This window comes from Aeromonas sp. 600886, assembly GCF_049174935.1.
GTDB lineage: Bacteria > Pseudomonadota > Gammaproteobacteria > Enterobacterales > Aeromonadaceae > Aeromonas > Aeromonas veronii_A.
The window spans coordinates 205,436-222,747 of the sequence record NZ_JAAKUB010000004.1 but is presented as its reverse complement, the minus strand read 5'-3'; the positions used below and the strand labels follow the sequence as shown (position 1 = coordinate 222,747).

11 protein-coding genes are annotated in these 17,312 nt (G+C 47.2%); 1 reads left to right on the top strand and 10 read right to left on the bottom strand.

All coding sequences use genetic code 11. The annotated features are described in order from the left end of the window. Positions 1-609: 609 nt before the first annotated feature. Positions 610-4,776 carry a formate dehydrogenase subunit alpha gene (gene fdhF / locus G5179_RS05330; protein ID WP_421258008.1) on the top strand — a complete coding sequence of 1,389 codons (4,167 nt, stop codon included), beginning with the start codon at positions 610-612 and terminating at the stop codon, positions 4,774-4,776. A gap of 145 nt (positions 4,777-4,921) precedes the next feature. Here the strand turns inward: fdhF and G5179_RS05325 are convergent, their stop codons facing one another. The 10 genes from G5179_RS05325 to kduD form a co-directional block, all read right to left on the bottom strand. Continuing rightward, a complete protein-coding gene (locus G5179_RS05325; RefSeq protein WP_421254181.1) occupies positions 4,922-7,378 on the bottom strand; it encodes a polysaccharide lyase 8 family protein in 2,457 nt (818 codons plus the stop codon). Between the two features lie 70 nt (positions 7,379-7,448). Then, positions 7,449-8,168 carry an oligogalacturonate-specific porin KdgM family protein gene (locus G5179_RS05320; RefSeq protein WP_101150273.1) on the bottom strand — a complete coding sequence of 240 codons (720 nt, stop codon included), beginning with the start codon at positions 8,166-8,168 and terminating at the stop codon, positions 7,449-7,451. Positions 8,169-8,208: 40 nt separating this feature from the next. Continuing rightward, complete coding sequence (locus tag G5179_RS05315; protein ID WP_216954427.1) at positions 8,209-9,762, bottom strand: sulfatase-like hydrolase/transferase; 1,554 nt, start codon at positions 9,760-9,762, stop codon at positions 8,209-8,211. Positions 9,763-10,041: 279 nt separating this feature from the next. Then, entirely contained in the window at positions 10,042-10,638 is a 597-nt protein-coding gene (locus G5179_RS05310) for a DJ-1/PfpI family protein (protein WP_216951756.1), read from the bottom strand. Beyond that, on the bottom strand, positions 10,635-11,276 hold the full coding sequence (locus G5179_RS05305) for a bifunctional 4-hydroxy-2-oxoglutarate aldolase/2-dehydro-3-deoxy-phosphogluconate aldolase (protein WP_421258007.1): 642 nt from the start codon (positions 11,274-11,276) through the stop codon (positions 10,635-10,637). The genes G5179_RS05310 and G5179_RS05305 overlap by 4 nt, the downstream gene beginning before the upstream one ends. Continuing rightward, positions 11,273-12,226, bottom strand: a complete 954-nt coding sequence (locus G5179_RS05300) for a sugar kinase (protein ID WP_216951757.1) — start codon at positions 12,224-12,226, stop codon at positions 11,273-11,275. Before G5179_RS05300 ends, G5179_RS05305 begins: the two co-directional genes overlap by 4 nt. A 254-nt stretch (positions 12,227-12,480) precedes the next feature. Continuing rightward, on the bottom strand, positions 12,481-13,953 hold the full coding sequence (locus G5179_RS05295; protein ID WP_421258006.1) for a DUF2264 domain-containing protein: 1,473 nt from the start codon (positions 13,951-13,953) through the stop codon (positions 12,481-12,483). 111 nt (positions 13,954-14,064) lie between these two features. Further along, positions 14,065-15,285 (bottom strand): anaerobic sulfatase maturase, encoded by a 1,221-nt coding sequence (locus tag G5179_RS05290; RefSeq protein ID WP_421258005.1) that lies wholly within the window; start codon positions 15,283-15,285, stop codon positions 14,065-14,067. 180 nt (positions 15,286-15,465) lie between these two features. After that, the gene (locus tag G5179_RS05285) at positions 15,466-16,512 is read right to left on the bottom strand and encodes a glycoside hydrolase family 88/105 protein (RefSeq protein ID WP_421258004.1); all 1,047 of its coding nucleotides are present in this window, start codon (positions 16,510-16,512) and stop codon (positions 15,466-15,468) included. A gap of 15 nt (positions 16,513-16,527) precedes the next feature. Continuing rightward, positions 16,528-17,283, bottom strand: coding sequence for a 2-dehydro-3-deoxy-D-gluconate 5-dehydrogenase KduD (kduD, locus tag G5179_RS05280; RefSeq protein ID WP_213393752.1), 756 nt, complete (start codon positions 17,281-17,283; stop codon positions 16,528-16,530). Between the last annotated feature and the right edge of the window lie 29 nt (positions 17,284-17,312).

The following is a 17,312-nucleotide window of genomic DNA, read 5'->3' as shown; positions in this document are numbered from 1 at the left end:
TGAATAGCATCCGTGAAGCCCGAGTGATTGCTCTGGTGGAACGACGTAAAGAACAGGAGAAAGAAGAGTATCAACCCCAGATATGCATCGAGCGCTGGGAGATCCCAATCATTGAGTTGGAGTTGTAACATCAGGTCTCAGTACAGCAAAACGGTGACCAGCGGCAATTTTCATCAGATGGCCCATCCAGAGCCATATCTGTATTCATTTTGCCGATCGCAAGGTGCAGCCAGTTCGGCTATTTCCAATGTCGCTTGCTCTGCGCCACAAACCGAAACAAAAGTTGCATATTTTAGGATATCCCTCATCGTGCCATCATGAGTAATCTCCATATCACATACAGCTTACGGTTGCTTTAATGGCCATAAAAGTGCAGGAAATTCGATGTTTTAACTCAACATAGGTAGTCAAAGTCCAGAGCGTCCTCCACGGATATCACCACCATTGAAATCGTTTTCTTTTTAGGCAAAGAACCTGAGTTAAATCAAATAAAGTTGCATACTGTCTTTGGTATGGTGAGAAGATACCAAGCGATCCTCCCTGTCGCTTCCCCTGCTGGCTCCGCCAGATGCAGCATTTTCTGCGCCTTGAAAGCGAGTTTATGACGCCATGATCACCATCACCCTCGATGGGGCTCAGTTGACGGTTGACCCGACCAGAACCCTGCTCCAGATAGCCAAACAGCACCAGACTGATATCCCCTCCCTGTGCGGTGACAACACCAGCGGCCCCAAGACCCCCTGCGACCTCTGCGTGGTGGAGATTGCCGGGCTCGGCATCCGGCGCGCCTGCGAGACGCGCCCCAAGGCAGGGATGGTGATCACGACGCAAAGCGATGCCCTGCGCGCACACCGCCAGCAGGCGCTCGGCCGCATCCTCGCAGATCACTACGCCGATTGCGAAGCCCCCTGCCAGCGCGCCTGTCCGGCCGGGGTGGACATTCAATCCTATCTGCATCACATCGCCATGGGGGAGCACGAGGCGGCCATGGCCGTCATCAAACAGACCCTGCCAATGCCTCTTTCCATCGGCCGGGTCTGCCCCGCTTTTTGTGAAGCGGAGTGCCGCCGCGCGCTGGTGGATGAGCCGCTGGCCATTCGTCAGCTCAAGCGCCATGCCGCCGATCTCGATCTGGCCGAGGTTGCCCCCTATCAACCGGCAAAGAAGCCCGCCAAGGGCAAGCGGGTGGCCATTATCGGCAGCGGCCCGGGCGGCCTCACCTGCGGTTACTATCTGGGTTACGAGGGGTTCGAGGTCGACCTGTTCGAGGCGATGCCCGAAGCGGGTGGCTGGCTGCGCTACGGGATCCCCGAATACCGGCTGCCCAAGGCGATCCTCGATCAGGAGATCGACCTGATGTGCCAAAGCGGCATGCGGATCCACACAAGGCAACGACTGGGCCACCAGATCACCCTCTCGGCGCTGTGCCGCGACTATGATGCGGTCTGTCTGGCAGTCGGCGCTTCCAAGGCGGTACCGATGGATTACCCGGGCAGCACCCTGGCAGGTTGTTATCTCGGGGTCGATTACCTCAAGGATCGGATGCTGGCCAAGCGGCTCACCACCGGCAAGAAAGTCGCGGTGATCGGCGGCGGCAACACGGCCATCGACTGCGCCCGCACAGCGGTACGCCTCGGCGCCGAAACCACCCTCATCTATCGCCGCACCCGCGCCGAGATGCCCGCCGAGGCATATGAGATTGACGAGGCGGAGCACGAAGGGGTGCGCTTCATGATGCTGACCAATCCGGTGGAGAATCTGCCGGACAGCCGTGGCCGCGTCTGTCAGGTGCGCCTCGAGAAGATGGCCGTCGGCGAGCCGGATGCCTCCGGTCGCCGCCGCCCGGAGCCCACCGGCGAGTACCTCATTGAAGAGTTTGATACCGTGATTGCGGCAGTGTCGCAGCAGCCTGATCTCAGCTTTATGGAAGGGGAGCCCCTCACCCTCCCCTTCACCCGCTGGCAGACGCTGGAGTCCCATCCCGAGACCATGCACAGCGGCCACGGCAACCTGTTCGCCATCGGCGATCTGCGCCGCGGGCCCGCCACCGCCATCGAGGCGGTTGCCGATGGCCGCAAGGCGGCGCTGGCCATCGATCAGTTCCTCCACGGTGACATGATCGACCCGGTTCGCCCTTTCAACGCCTGCAAGGCCCCCAAACTCAAGCAGGTCGATCCCGCCCAGTTTGCTCACCTGAAAAGAGTCGCCCGCACCATCATGCCCCATCTGGCAGAGCAGGATCGCGAGGGCAGCTTTGCCGAGGTGGAGCGTGGTTTGAGTGATGCCGATGCCCGCAGCGAAGCCAGCCGCTGCCTCGAGTGCGGCTGTCAGGCCAACACCGATTGTGCACTGCGCGACTACGCCACCGAATACAAGGTCGAGCAGAGCGCTCTCGATACCAGCCAGTGCCAGAAGTTTGCAGTGGATAACAGCAGCGAATTTATCGTGTTCGATGCCAACCGCTGCATCGGCTGCGGCCAGTGCGTGCAGACCTGTGGTGAGCAAGCGGTACAAGGGGTGCTGCGCTTTGCCAAGCACAGCGATGGCACCCTCTCGAACCGGCCGCAGTTCGACACGGGACTCTCGATGGGCGACTCCCACTGCGTGCAGTGCGGCGCCTGCGTACAGGTCTGCCCCACCGGCGCCCTGGTGGATGCCCGCGACAAATCACAGGGGCGCACCGAACTGCTCACGCCGGTCAATACCATCTGCACCTACTGTGGGGTCGGCTGCGGCGTCACCCTCTATGTCGATGAGGCGCGCAACCGCATCCGCTATGTGGAGGGAAATCGCAACTCGCCGGTCAACCAGGGGCTGCTCTGCGTCAAGGGACGCTTCGGCTTTGACTTTATCCAGAGCAAGGAGCGCCTCACCACACCGCTTGTCCGCAAGGATGGCAAGCTGGTGACCGCCAGCTGGCAGGAGGCCATCGCTCTGGTGGCCGAGCGCTTCACCGCACTGCGCAAACGCTATGGCAGCGATGCGCTGGCGGGTTTTTCGTCGGCCAAAACCACCAATGAAGAGAACTACCTGTTCCAGAAGTTCATGCGCCGGGAACTGGGCACCAACAACGTGGATCACTGCGCGCGGCTCTGCCACGCCTCCACCGTCACCGGGCTGGAGGCGTCGCTCGGCAGCGGCGCCATGACCAACGACATCCCGAGCATTGATCACTCGGATCTTATCTTCATCATCGGCTCCGACACATCGGCGGCCCACCCCATCATCGGCTCCCATATCAAGCGGGCCGTCATCATGGGCAAGGCGCGGCTGGTAGTGGCCGATCCCAAGCGGATCGAGATGGCGGACCATGCCAGCCTCTATCTGGCCCACCGCCCCGGCACCGACGTGATGCTGCTCAACGGCCTGATGCAGCAGATCATCCAGCACGACTGGCACGACAAGGCCTATATTGCCGATCGGGTGGAAGGGTTCGAAGCGCTGCAAGCGGAGGTGCTCTCCCCCGCCTATGCACCTGACAAGGTGGCTCTGGTCACCGGGGTACCTGCCGAGCAGGTGATCGAGCTCGCGCGCCTTATCGGCACCGCCGAGCGCACCGCCATCTACTACTCCATGGGGATCACCCAGCACACCACCGGTCACGACAACGTGCGCGCCATCGCCAACCTGCAACTGCTGTGCGGCAACATCGGCATAGAAGGGGGCGGCATCAACCCGCTGCGCGGCCAATCCAACGTACAGGGAGCCTGTGACATGGGGGCACTGCCCAATTGCCTGCCCGGCTATCAGAAGGTGGCCAACCCCGAGGTGCATGCCCGCTTCGCCACCGCCTGGCAGCAACCGGACTTGCCGCGCACGCCCGGCCTCACCCTTACCGAGACCATAGATGCCGCCTGTGCGGGCAGCATCAAGGGGCTCTATGTGATGGGGGAAAACCCGGTGCTGAGCGATCCGGATCAGCACCACGTCATCGAGGGGCTCAAGCAGCTGGAGTTTCTGGTGGTGCAGGATATCTTCCTCTCGGAAACCGCACAGCTCGCCGATGTGGTGCTCCCCTCCTGCTCCTTTGCCGAGAAGAGCGGCCACTTCACCAACACCGAGCGACGGGTACAACGCATCTCCCCCGCCCTCAAGGCGCCGGGGGAAGCACGGGAGGATTGGTGGATCATCCAGCAGATTGCCAATGCAATGGGCGGCGACTGGCGCTATCAGAACGCCCAGGAGATCACCGCCGAGATCTGCCAAGTCACGCCGCAATACGCCAGCATCCAGTGGGATAAGGTGGGTGTACAAGGGCTACAGTGGCCCTGCAACGACACGGCGCCCGAAGGCACTCGCCTGCTCCACGGCAAGCAGTTCACCCGTGGCAAGGGGGAGATGGTCGCCACCCCGTTCCGCTATGCCGCCGAACTGCCCGATGAGACCTATCCCATCGTGCTCACCACCGGCCGCCTGCTGGAGCAGTTCCACACCGGCACCATGACCCGCAAGACCAAGGGGCTCGACAAGCTGGCTGGCCCGCGGGTGATGATGAGCGTGGCGGACGCCGAGCGGATGGGGATCAGCAACAGTGAGCGGGTGAAGGTCACCAGCCGCCGCGGCCATATCGAACTGCCCGCCTTCGTCACCAAGCGGATGCAACCGGGTGTAGTCTTTATCCCGTTCCACTTCGCCGAAGCCCCGGCCAACCGGCTCACCATCAATGCCACCGACCCCCACGCCAAGATCCCCGAGTTCAAGGTCGCAGCGGTGCGCATCGACAAGGTAAAGTGCCACCTGTCCTCAGCAGACAAACATGAGATGGAGACCATCTGACCGGAATAAACTACGCAATCAGCTGGATAAATCACAATAAAAAGAGCCACCCAAAGGGTGGCTCTCTACATAAATCAAGATCCATTTACACTCACATAACTAATTGTTCCTAGTGCATACTCCATAATCCAAATATGCCAAGGAACTACTTGGTGAGAGCATCGACGGTTGCACCACCACTCTTATCATCACTTCGATAGCTGTCAATATAGGTACTATTATCACGCTCAAGTGCAAAATGGTAAGTGCTTCCGCTTAACGACTCAAGATTAACAGTCACAGTATCACCTTTAACACTAATTCGTCCTTCCGGATCAACTTTAACATTAAAGTTAGCATCTGTGATTAATTCAACTTGTGTTAATGTTCTTGTTGGATCACTAAGGCTTAGTGTCAATGTATCAAAGTCTTTATTTAATATAATAGATACTGGAGATGATATTTTAATACCTCCAACAGAAACCTCATCATTACCCCACAAATTGGCTAATATGTTTTCCCCATTGGTATCCTCTACAATATGTGCTTTATTATCTGAGCGAGTCACTCTAATATCTGGATTATTGGCATACTCATTTAACTCATGGCTATTGACTCCATTTAAAATAACATACTGGTAGCCAGACACATGCTCGTCCTGTGGAATAAATGACGCTAACGTATACCCATTGACCGCTTTTTTTGTTGTACCTATATCCGACCAATTAGCAGAGACGCGTTTTTTCTCCATTACAATGTCTGTCCCTTTCGGGAACCAATAACCTACATTAGCCCCATGAACATTCCCTTCAACAAGAAATGAAGTTACATTGTTATACTCTTCCTTTACATCAGGCGAAATAGAAACACCATTTACCTCTACTTTATTAGTTCCATTTGCATTTAATTTCCTACTGTCAATTATCGTTCCCATCTCGACATTCTCATTGCTGCGAATATCTGAGCCAACAGCTATAATTTTGTTATTAAGAACAAACCAAGACTTCAATGCACTGATACTATCATTATGATTATGGAAGTCAGCACCAATAGCAGCTAATGTTTTGTATGCAGCACCACCAACTCTCTGCATATTAACCTGCTTGTTTTTACCAACTCTCGATGCGACTTTATTATTATTTGTGCAATCACCCAACGATTCGGTTAAATCAATGGTAGTACCAGAAACCCGGTATGGGTTAATCAAAGGCCAATAGTCAGTATATTGCAGAAGATCTGCATTATATAGATAGGTCGCACCATCACCAGTAAACCAACCTTTTCTATTCTCATTATTCATACACTCAAAATTTCCGACTCTGGCAGAATGCAATGCCAGGGCAAAAGTATAACCGTTTCCTTGATAAACAAATCGGTCCATGTCTGGAAAATAAGATGCCTGAGGAGATTGAACTACAGGATGTATGCTTGTATCTTCAATTAATTTTTTTGCTTTATTATAAATAACGAAATCTTGCTGCCCTTGCAAAAAACCCTTTGTATTATCTGAAATGATTTGCCCTTTTATAAATTCTGATATTTTATTTCTATCATTTATGGTTGCTGCATCAATGAATCTAAACATAGATGCCAAAACTGCATGACCTTCTACATGATTTTGCCGCTCACCTCTGGCAATAGCTCGACCATTTTGCATATCCAGCATTTGTCCAGAATACATAAAAGGGAAAAAACTTTTATACAGAATATTATACACTCTTAATAGCTTTGGATCGTCTGCAGGCCATTTTGAATTAGCCATTAGATTCATCACCTTACCAACACCTTCAAGTAAAACATTACCATAAGTACCAGTGTATGGAATATCACCATGCTGGATAAAGGATCCATCATGATAAAATCCATCATCCGTTGTTACAGGATCCAGAACTTGAGGTAATACATTTAGTGCGTTTTTAATCTCGTCTTCTCTCTCCGAAATTATTCCACGCACAAGTACAATTTGTACCATATCAGTACGGTTGCCACCTGTAGCTTCACGATTAACAGGATTGCTGGAAGCGCTAGCCCCTTCACTAACACCATTCCGGTCTGGCAATGGCGAAAAATATCTACTGGCCTCTGTATAATTTTTAATTTGTTCAGATGTAAGATCAGGATAAATCAAGGTCAATATATCATTTGTCGTTTTTGGTATACCAATCTCCCAATCCCACCAGTTGCCATATTCCAACGCTCCAACTTTATAGTGTTCCTTAACCAAATAATCCAAGGAACTGATAATGCTTGATAGCAAAATACTATTTCCTTGTAATTCACCTGGGAAGTGATATGCCTTTGCCATAGTGAGCAATCTGAGCATTGATGCTCTAATATTCGGGCCAACAACCTTGCCACCATTAGCATAATCGAATGGAAGATCGCTCCAAAGCGAATTCCTAGTATCAGTTACAATCAAGGAATTGAGGTACTTTACCGCATCCTGATTAACTTTATTGATCATGCCAAGTTGATAGCTATCATACTCTTGACCTGACACACCAATAATGGCCTCAGTCCATTTATCAGCCAAAACCTTATAATCCGGTGCCAACTCATGAGCTGCGGTTAGATTACTCATAAAAAATGTAAGCAGTGCAATTTTTTTTATAGAACCCATCATCTTACTCCTTTCAATTAAAAATAAAGCTGAAGAAATTAACCACCAGCTTTATTTATGCATATTAATCACCTTACCATGTATATTTTATACCAATACGATAGCGAGTTTGCCGGTTATCTGAATAACGATCTTCTCTAAGATTGCCAACCTCAAAAAATGGTTTCCAATTTTTATCTATTGCATAACTAACTTTAATATTATGCTGAGTATCATACTCCTTCCCATTAAATTCTGGCATTGCACCACTCGCCATTTGCTTAAACAAATCGAGCTGATATTCAAAGTCAAAATCATTATATTTATAACCAACCCATGCATCAAATTCTTGTATTTTAGAACGATACCCATAATTTGTGACTGGATTTATCGTTTCATAATCCCAAAACTTCCATTTATAACGACCTTGAACTCTAAAACCATTATCGAAGCTATAATTCAACCTTACAAATGGAATATGAACAGCACCATTTGATGATACATCGAATGAAGAGCCAACCAAGCCCGTCAAATTTTTATTTAAGGCTTTATAATAAAATGCACATAACTCAGAGCCGTCAAGATATGTAGAATCAAAAACTTGGGATGGATTACTGTTACCATATCGAGCATCAAGCTCAAATCCTATATTTTTCCCCGTATCAACATAAACCTTAAACCTATCGTCATGTTTTTTCGAGCCATCAGCATAACCATGACGATATTCCACCGTTGTCTTATAATCATTTGCCCATGCCTGACTAATCGAAAGAGAAAGCAAAGCAATAGGTAAAAATTTGACATAGCCTTTCATTTAAATAACTCCTGTTTCCAATTATTATTTTTACAATATGTTATGAATATGTTTTCAATACGCCAACAGGCACCTCTGTTGGACGCCATGGATCACCAGTATGCTCTAACCATGGGATTAGTTCGTTTTCTGTTAATTGATTAATCAAATCCATGTTATTACTAGCAATATTATGCAATTGATAAGGATCGTTATGATTATCATGCAAAATATATGTCAACGACTTACCTATCTTCCGATCGATAACCATCGTATAGCGTTCAGTTCTAATTCCACGTCGGCCATATGATTGCGCACCATATGGCATGAAAGTATAAAACTGTGATGTCGGCACAACATCACCAGCTTCCCCCCTCAGGGTTTTAACATAATTATTCCCTTCTACCGTATCGGGTATTAATGCTTCAAAATCGAGTAACCCGAATATTGTTGGATATATGTCAGGAGCAGAAAAAAGTAAGTCATCTTGTTTTGGTTTTAGTTTCCCTGGCAACCTAAAAATCATTGGAATCCTCATCGATTCCTCATAATGAACATTTTTTGTCGGTTCACCATTTGAACCCATACAACTACCGTGATCTGAAAAAAATACAACTAATGTATCATTTTTCAACCCTAGGCTATCCAACTCATCCAATATTCTTCCGAATTGTTCATCAACACCATGAACCATAGCCATGTATTCTTTGAAATACTGGGGACCATATCCTTCTAGATACTCTTTATTCCATTGAACATTTGGCCTACTATTCAATTCTTTCGATGTCTTCCCATCAAACTTATCTAGATATTTTTTGGGTATCTCATCGTATGGGGAGTGGGGGGGATTCATTGATACTACAAGTGCAAATGGCTTATCTTTATCGCGATAAGACCCATTTTCATTACGGAGATATTTTATCGCAATATCGGCCTCATGTTCAGGACTCCACTGATTTACTTTTATCGGATTATCACGAGGAGTATTATTGGCCCAATACATAGGTGACATATGCTTATCATACGTACCATATGAATACCAAAAATCAAAACCATGTCGACGATCCGGTGCCGTCCAATCATTCCAATAACGCCCCTCCATTGGGTTATTATAACTTGGAATAAAAGGCGCACTGGGGGCATCGAGGTGCCATTTACCAATATACCCCATTGAGTAGCCTTGCTGGCTCAGAATATCTGACCAAGTCACCGAGCCTTTTTTCAACTCAATACCAAAGTCTTTTCCGCCAAACTGGCCAGGCATACCAGTATGGCTGTTACCTTGTATACCATTACGATATGGATATTGCCCCGTCATCAACATACCACGAAATGGGGTACAAAGCGGAAAATTGGATACAGCTTGCCGAAGAACAACACTCTCTTTCGCAAATCTATTTATATTAGGGGTATATGATGGGTCTTGCCCCATAAATCCAAGAGCATGAGCTCTCATCTCATCTGGAAATACAACTAATAGATTTGTTTTTCCATTGATACGCCCAGTGGATGCGCCTCCACTTAGTGATGTTTGACACCCTGAAATTGATGAAGTCATAGCGACCGCGCCGGTTGCCGCTAGTCCCTTCAGCAAATCACGCCGAGAGATGGACATGTTTCACTCCAGAAATGATAGAGAATTTCGATACCTTTGTTTTCAACTCTTGCCAACAGTTGAATGATAACTAAAAGAAAGAAAATGCATAGTGCCCAAGATCACACAAACAAAATGAAAGCGCGGGTGTGTGCTTTTTATTTCAAAAAAAGACAGTGGCAGATCAGGTGAAGTGAAGTGAAGTGAAGTGAAGTGAAGTGAAGTGAGAATAGATGTAAAAAATCATCCCCGAAGAGATGACTTTTACATTCCCAATAAACCATCAGCACCTTGCCAAAACTAACCATTATCCAATTCAGACAGCGGCCAATGTTCAAAATAGATATGTTGTGCTTGCCAATCTACCTTAGCTTGATTGTCACTTAATAAGTGATGGGCAACAGTAAATGCAAATTCAAAACTGACACCGAGGCCCTTGCCTGTGATGAACTGCCCATCCACAACAACTTTTTTATCAACATATGCACCATCAGAAAACTTCTTCTCCAATCCGCTGCCACAGGTATATTGATGATGTTGTAACAAGTTATGTGCAGCAAGAACCTTTGCACCTGAAGAACAAAGCGCACAAATTAATTTATTGTTAGCAATATGATTTGTAATGAACTTGTGAACATATAAAGAACCAAAAAGATTGTCGGTTCCTTTGGGGCCACCAGGCATCATAATGGCGTCATACAGAAAATCTACCCTTTCATCCAGAAGAGCATCAGCCTCAATTCTGGTACCGAAATATGTTGATATTTTTGTTATTGCCATGCATGAGAGTACATCTACTTTAATATCCAGCCTTCGCATTATATCGATAAATACGACCGCTTCAGCCTCTTCGAATCCATCAGCCAATAGCACCGCCACATGTTTAAAACCATTCATACGGAACCCTTAGAAATCAAACTGATAGTATTTTTCACATTAAGACCAATAGAGTCCCAATCATGACCATTAATAGCTGACGGAGTGGCAATCCAAGTACCACCGCAGGCTAATACTTGCGGCAATGCCAGATAGCTCAGCAAATTACTCAAGTTAATTCCTCCGGTAGGCATAAATCTAACTTGGGGATATGGTCCTGCCAGCGACTTCAGCATAGCTACACCACCAGAGGCTTCTGCGGGAAAGAATTTCAATAGTTGAAGTCCCAGCTCCAACCCCTGTTCTATTTGGCTAGGATTATTTACACCTGGAATAATCCCGACCTCTGCATCCTGACAGTATTTAATAATATTTGGATTCAATCCGGGACTGATCACAAAGTCAGCACCGGCACTAATAGCTTGATCCGCTTGCTCCCGTGTCAATACTGTTCCAGCGCAAAGAATAATATCAGGGATTGTTGCCTTTATTTGACGAATAGCTTCTGCTGCTGCTGGAGTGCGAAAGGTGATCTCGGCAGCAGGCAAACCATTTTCAACCAAAGTTGAACCCAACATGGCTGCATCCATGGCATTGTCGATCTGAATCACTGGGGCTACTTTTAATTTCCCCAACCGCTCTTGCCACCTGCTCATCATGATTTCAACTCCTTCGTTAACGTCTCAATATAGTGGCGGCCAATGATGGCGCCTCGATGCTGTATAACTTCTGCAGCGACCTTGTTACCCCATCGGCAACACTCCGCTACCGATAGCTTATGATGTCGAGCAGCCAAAAACCCCGCGTTAAACGAATCACCAGCAGCTGTCGTATCGATCACATTCTGGACCTGTTCACCTCGACTCAATCCACAGCCAACATTCAGTACGGACCACATAGCACCTTCTTTACCCAATTTGATAATAACTTGGCTAACACCAAGATGGTGCAAACGCTCAATAATCATCTCTGAACTCTGAGGTTCATCCAGCAGCAAACTTTCATCATCTGCAGTTACCAACGCAATATCACACAGTTGATATAACCGATTAATCCACATTGCCGCATGAGCATGATTATTCCAGAGACGAGGACGATAATTTGAGTCAAATACAATCGTGACACCAGCTGCTTTAAGTGACTGTAAAGCCAAAATCAATATCTCCTTATCCTCTTCAGGTAAAATAGCGATACTGATCCCAGAGAGGTAAAGCAACTCTAAACTATGTAGTTTATCCATACATGATGTAAATTTCTCATGCTGACAGAGAAAACGTGCTGCGGATTCATTACGCCAATAATGGAAACAACGCTCCCCCTGCTTATCTATCTCGATGGCATACAGGCCAGGAAGCCGCTTCTGATCTCGCAATATCATAGAGCAATCTATCTGCTCTTCTTTCCAACGTTCCAACATACCATTGCTGTAATGATCATGGCCCAGTACAGTAACATAACGAGGAAATAGATCTGGTAATAATCTAGAGAGATAAATAGCGGTATTCAGGGTATCGCCCCCAAACGCTTGCTGCTGAATGCCGAATGCAGGTCCGCTCAATTCAACCATGCACTCACCGAGAAGCGCGATACCATCAGGTTGTTTATCCATTTGAGTTATTCACCTTAATCGTAAGGTACATATGAGTCACCATTCACTATCAGTGAAAGAGTTGACGCATTCCCGCATACCCAGTTCATAAGTTTGCAACGAGCAAACACGTTCCATGTTGCAAGTATCTTACTGGCACTGGAACACATCATGCCCCAATAGTTTCGATTTAAACTACAATGGAAGAATAACGAAACGAAATGACAATCGCAAAGATCTTGATCACATAAAATAAAAAAGAATCGTAAGTTACACTAGAAAAAATGAAACATTTTTGAGGTGTAACAGGTAACTCCCTTTCGAAGCAGATTGTTTTTCGGTCTTTCTGCCCTTCCTATGACCCATTCTTTACAACGATTCCACCAGCGTTGCTGCTCCAAACGTCGCGTCAAAGGACTCTGCTGCGCGGTATAATCAAAACGAAACAGCGCAACCACTTCATTTGTTTCCCTTACACCCTGCAGCTGGAGTCCAATAGCAGGTATCGCAAGAGTAAAATCACCTTGCTCGACCGGTAGTGGTAATGGTTTCGCCTCCCAGAGACCACTTCGATCCCCGCAATAGAGAGCCATATTCAAGGCCCGCAAAGACCAGAGGCTACTTGCTGGGCCACTGTAGTTATCTATTAACCTATCATCACACCCAAATACTCCTTGGGTTGGAAGGCCTGCTTTCAATGCCCCATTCGAAATAAAATAAGAAAGCGAAGAACTAAAAGCATGCTTCACTTCACCTGGTGGCAAGATGCCGTGATCTGCAGCTGCAATCAGAGGGGCTGCTGCAGCTAGTCGATAGCAAGCACTACGGCCAAAAAAGGGTAATCCCTGCGTAGTGAAAAAATAACGATAGGAAGCAACAAATTCAGCTAGAGTGCCACGAATAAACTCAGGGTCAAAATCAGGAAGGATTTGGTCTAGCCAATAAAATGAGTAATGAAAACCCCACGCATTATAATAGTCATAGTTACCTAATGCACCATCGCGAAACCACCCAGCGCCAACATGAAACTCTTTAATCCTTTCGTATTTATCATGGTCTACATGATCCACACCAGCTAACGATTTCAGGACAAACTGAACGGTCAGTGGAAATAAATGCCAATTATTATCAACAGTAATTAATGTATTTACCTGACTAAACCAAGCTACTATTCTAGCTTGTTCATCATGATTAAATCTTATCCAAACATGTTCCCTGCTCAACCATAGAGTCAATGCTAAATCCGCACTTTCACAGATACGTTGATCGCAGTCATGCATCACTCCCCAAAAGCCTGGGTGATTGGGGTCTGTTCCAGCAAGAAAAGCTGCATGAATGATATCTGCCGGCGATAACTGCCGACCATCTGCCAAGGCTAAATTGCTTTCATTTGGCCCCTTTGAATATAACCAGGCAGCCAAAGTAGGTAACAACCGGCTAGCCCCCTCCATGGCATCAGTTCGAGCACTCTGCTGGCTTGGTCGTCCGGGATAATAAGCATGGGTATAATCCCAAACAGCATAATGATCAAACGCCTCAGCCACATATTTTACTAACTCATTACACTGATATTTTAATCCAGCCTGAGGTATCGAGAAAACCTTTGCTATATGATTATCATTGTGTGTATATGAACGTTTTTTGTGAAAAAATCTTAGTAAGTTTTCTTGAAAAAGATGAAAATACATGGCCCAGTCCGGATTTTCATACGGGACAATTGGTCGTTTAGTTATTTTAATGTCACTCATTTAAACCTTCTCATATTCAAATAATTACATGGCTATCTAACAGATAAAATATTATGTATACTCATATTATCAATGCTGAGGTAAAGCAATGCTTTAATTATGTCTCTAGCATTACCCAAGCCTATGCATAACATTCGCTGAAATTCCACCACGTTGTATCTCCTCAGCCATCATCTGCATTTTGGGAGCAGTATGATAAAATATTTGGCGATATGATGTGCAGAGATAATTATGACGATACCGCTCTCCGGATATCGATAACACTCGATGTTTTGGACATCCACCATAACAAAGTGAATAGACCTCACATCGCTTGCATTGCTCGGTCAATTTCTGTGACTTTGCGGTACCAAATCTTTTTTGCATCTTGCCCGTAGCCATACTGACAAGTGAATGTAGATGGATATTGCCCAGTTTGTTGGCCGGATATACATAATGATCACAAGAATAAAGATCACCATTGGCCTCAATGACGATTGCCTGCCCACACTCTTTTGAGTGAATGCATAGAGAAGCGGGATATCCCATCCATACAGCTAATATACTGTCAAATATGCGAATAAAAACTTTACCAATATCAGCCCTACACCACTCATCAAATACATCATTCATAAAGCGACCATATCCATGTGCAGGCACAGAGAAATCCATTAATTTTGGATTTGGCATAGGTGTATAATGGCCATTATTATCAGCCTGACTAGCAGGTGACAACTCAACCAAAGGAATAAATTGCATGAAATTTGCCCCCAGTTTTTTCAGCGCAAGATAGGTGTCACGCCCCTTATCCCAATTTTTATCATTAATTACAGTCAGGGTGTTAAACTCTACGCCAAACTCCGTCAGTAATTCTATCGCATGCTGTACCCGCTCAAATGTTGGGTTACCATTCACTGAAACACGATATGCGTCGTGCACACTTTGTAGTCCATCTACTGACACACCAACCAAGAAATTATGCTTGGCAAAAAAATCGGCCCATTGGCGATTAATCCCGATCGCATTGGTTTGAAAGCTGTTGGTAATATGCTTTCCATCCGCATATTGCTGTTGATACGCAACCACATTGCGATAAAAATCCAAGCCTGCGAGAGTCGGTTCTCCCCCCTGCCATGAGAAGTCTATCTGCTGGCTATGTTGAGAGCGGATATATTCCCGGATGTAACGCTTCAGGGTCGCATCTGACATAGTCTGTGATGCAGTGGGACTATCCTGATGAATGGTGTGTTCTTTCTCCAGATAAAAACAGTACTCACACTTGAGATTACAGCGATAGCCTGTTGGCTTCGCCATCATATGAAATGCTGTTTGACTCTTTTGAATAATGCTCATTGATACCGATACTTTAAAAATTGAAGCTGTAACCGTAGTATACGAAACCATATGAAAGTATTTGTTGTGTCGACTCACAATTAACACAACGGGCAAAAAGAAAATGAAAACACATAAAAGAAAAAACCCAGCCAACTGAACTGGGTTTTCATATCATTGCGACTTATGTACGCCACGACACTATACGAGTTGCATCACCTCTGTGGCAGCAAGCAAAAATACGCCGGCACCATAGTCAATATTATGGTCTCGCTGAACATCACGGGGATTAAATGCAGGCAACTGCACCCAACCCATCATGCCATTTTCATGAATGCAACCGAGTAATGCTTGCCAGGATGAAAGTACAGATGGGAGGTACTCATCACGAGCCAGAATCCCCTGATTGATCCCCCAGGCCAAACCATAACAAAACAATGACGTTGCACTGCTTTCTGGAGCGGGGAAATGCTCCGGATCAAGCAAACTGGTACGCCAAAATCCATCCGGCTGTTGATAACGACATATTGTCTTGGCCAAGCCGCAAAACAGTGTCAAGTAACGTTTCCGTGAGGGATGGTCATCAGGCATTCGTGCTAGCAAGCGAGGGATACTGGCCAGTACCCAACCCACCCCTCGACTCCAGAAAACCAGCTCTCCATTTGCTTCACGCAACTCCCCCCCTTTTCCATCAGGGATATAGCGATGATCACGAAAGAAAAGGCCGGTTTGTGGATCAAATAAATGATCCACCGCATCCCAAAATGCAGGCTCCATATAATCCAGATACTTGTGATCACCTGTCAGTTGGGAGAGCCCAGCAAACACGGGGGGGGCCATAAATAAAGAGTCACACCACCACCAATCCTGACGGCCAGGAGCAGGTGACTCCAGCATCAAATCGAGGGCCTTGATGGTCGGCTCCAGCGCTTCAATCTGGTTGACCAATGGATAGACATCCAGGTAGGCCTGGCAGCACACGTGATCATCAGCAAATCGTGGGTTGGGGCCGGCCCGAAAGCCGGTATGCAGGGTGTAGTTCATCACCCCGTCCAGGTACTCCGTGTCATCCGTTGCTTGCCATGCATTCGCAACACAAGACCAAAATACCCCCCGCTCCCAATCTGTATCTTTAATAAATCGAACCTTGCCACTACGACGAATCACACTACGGGTCTGATGGGCCGCTTGATAGCGATATACACGCTTCATCGCTGCCAGCACCTCAGCTCTAGCTACTGATGACATAGTCAGCTCTCCTTATCAACGAGCCAGCCAGCCGCCATCAACGGCCAATGTGTAGCCGTTCACATAGTCACTGGCAGCAGATGCCAAGAATACCGCAGGGCCAGCCAGATCAGATGGTGCACCCCAACGATTCGCTGGGATCCGTTCCAATATTGCGTTGTTACGAGCCTCGTCTGCACGTAAAGCAGCTGTGTTATCTGTTGCCATATAGCCTGGCGCAATGGCATTAACATTAATGCCGTGATGAGCAAGTTCAGTGGCCAGAGCTCTCGTCAGACCCATTACCGCAGACTTACTGGCTGTATAGGAAGGAACTCTCACACCGCCCTGGAACGAGAGCATTGAGGCAATATTGATGATCTTGCCACCCCGACCTTGTTTAACAAATTGCTTGGCTACCGCCTGTGACAAGAAAAATACCGTCTTTTGGTTGATATTAATCACGTCATCCCAATCCTTATTTGTAAACTCGAGAATATCCTGACGGCGAATAATACCAGCATTATTCACTAGAATATCTACACCACCCATTACTTCGACAGCTTCTGAGACAATTGCACCCAGCAAGTCCTGTTGCATCAAATTTGCTGTGATGTAGTGAAATTTCCGGCCCATTGCTTCAATGGCTGCCTGTGTCTCAGCAGCAGGTTCGTAACCGACACCAACGATATCAGCCCCAGCCTGCGCAAGACCCAATGCCATGCCCTGTCCAAGACCGGTATTACAGCCGGTCACCATAGCGACTTTACCCATGAGATCAAACATGTTCATATTTCTTCCTGCGACAAGGCGGATTGGCT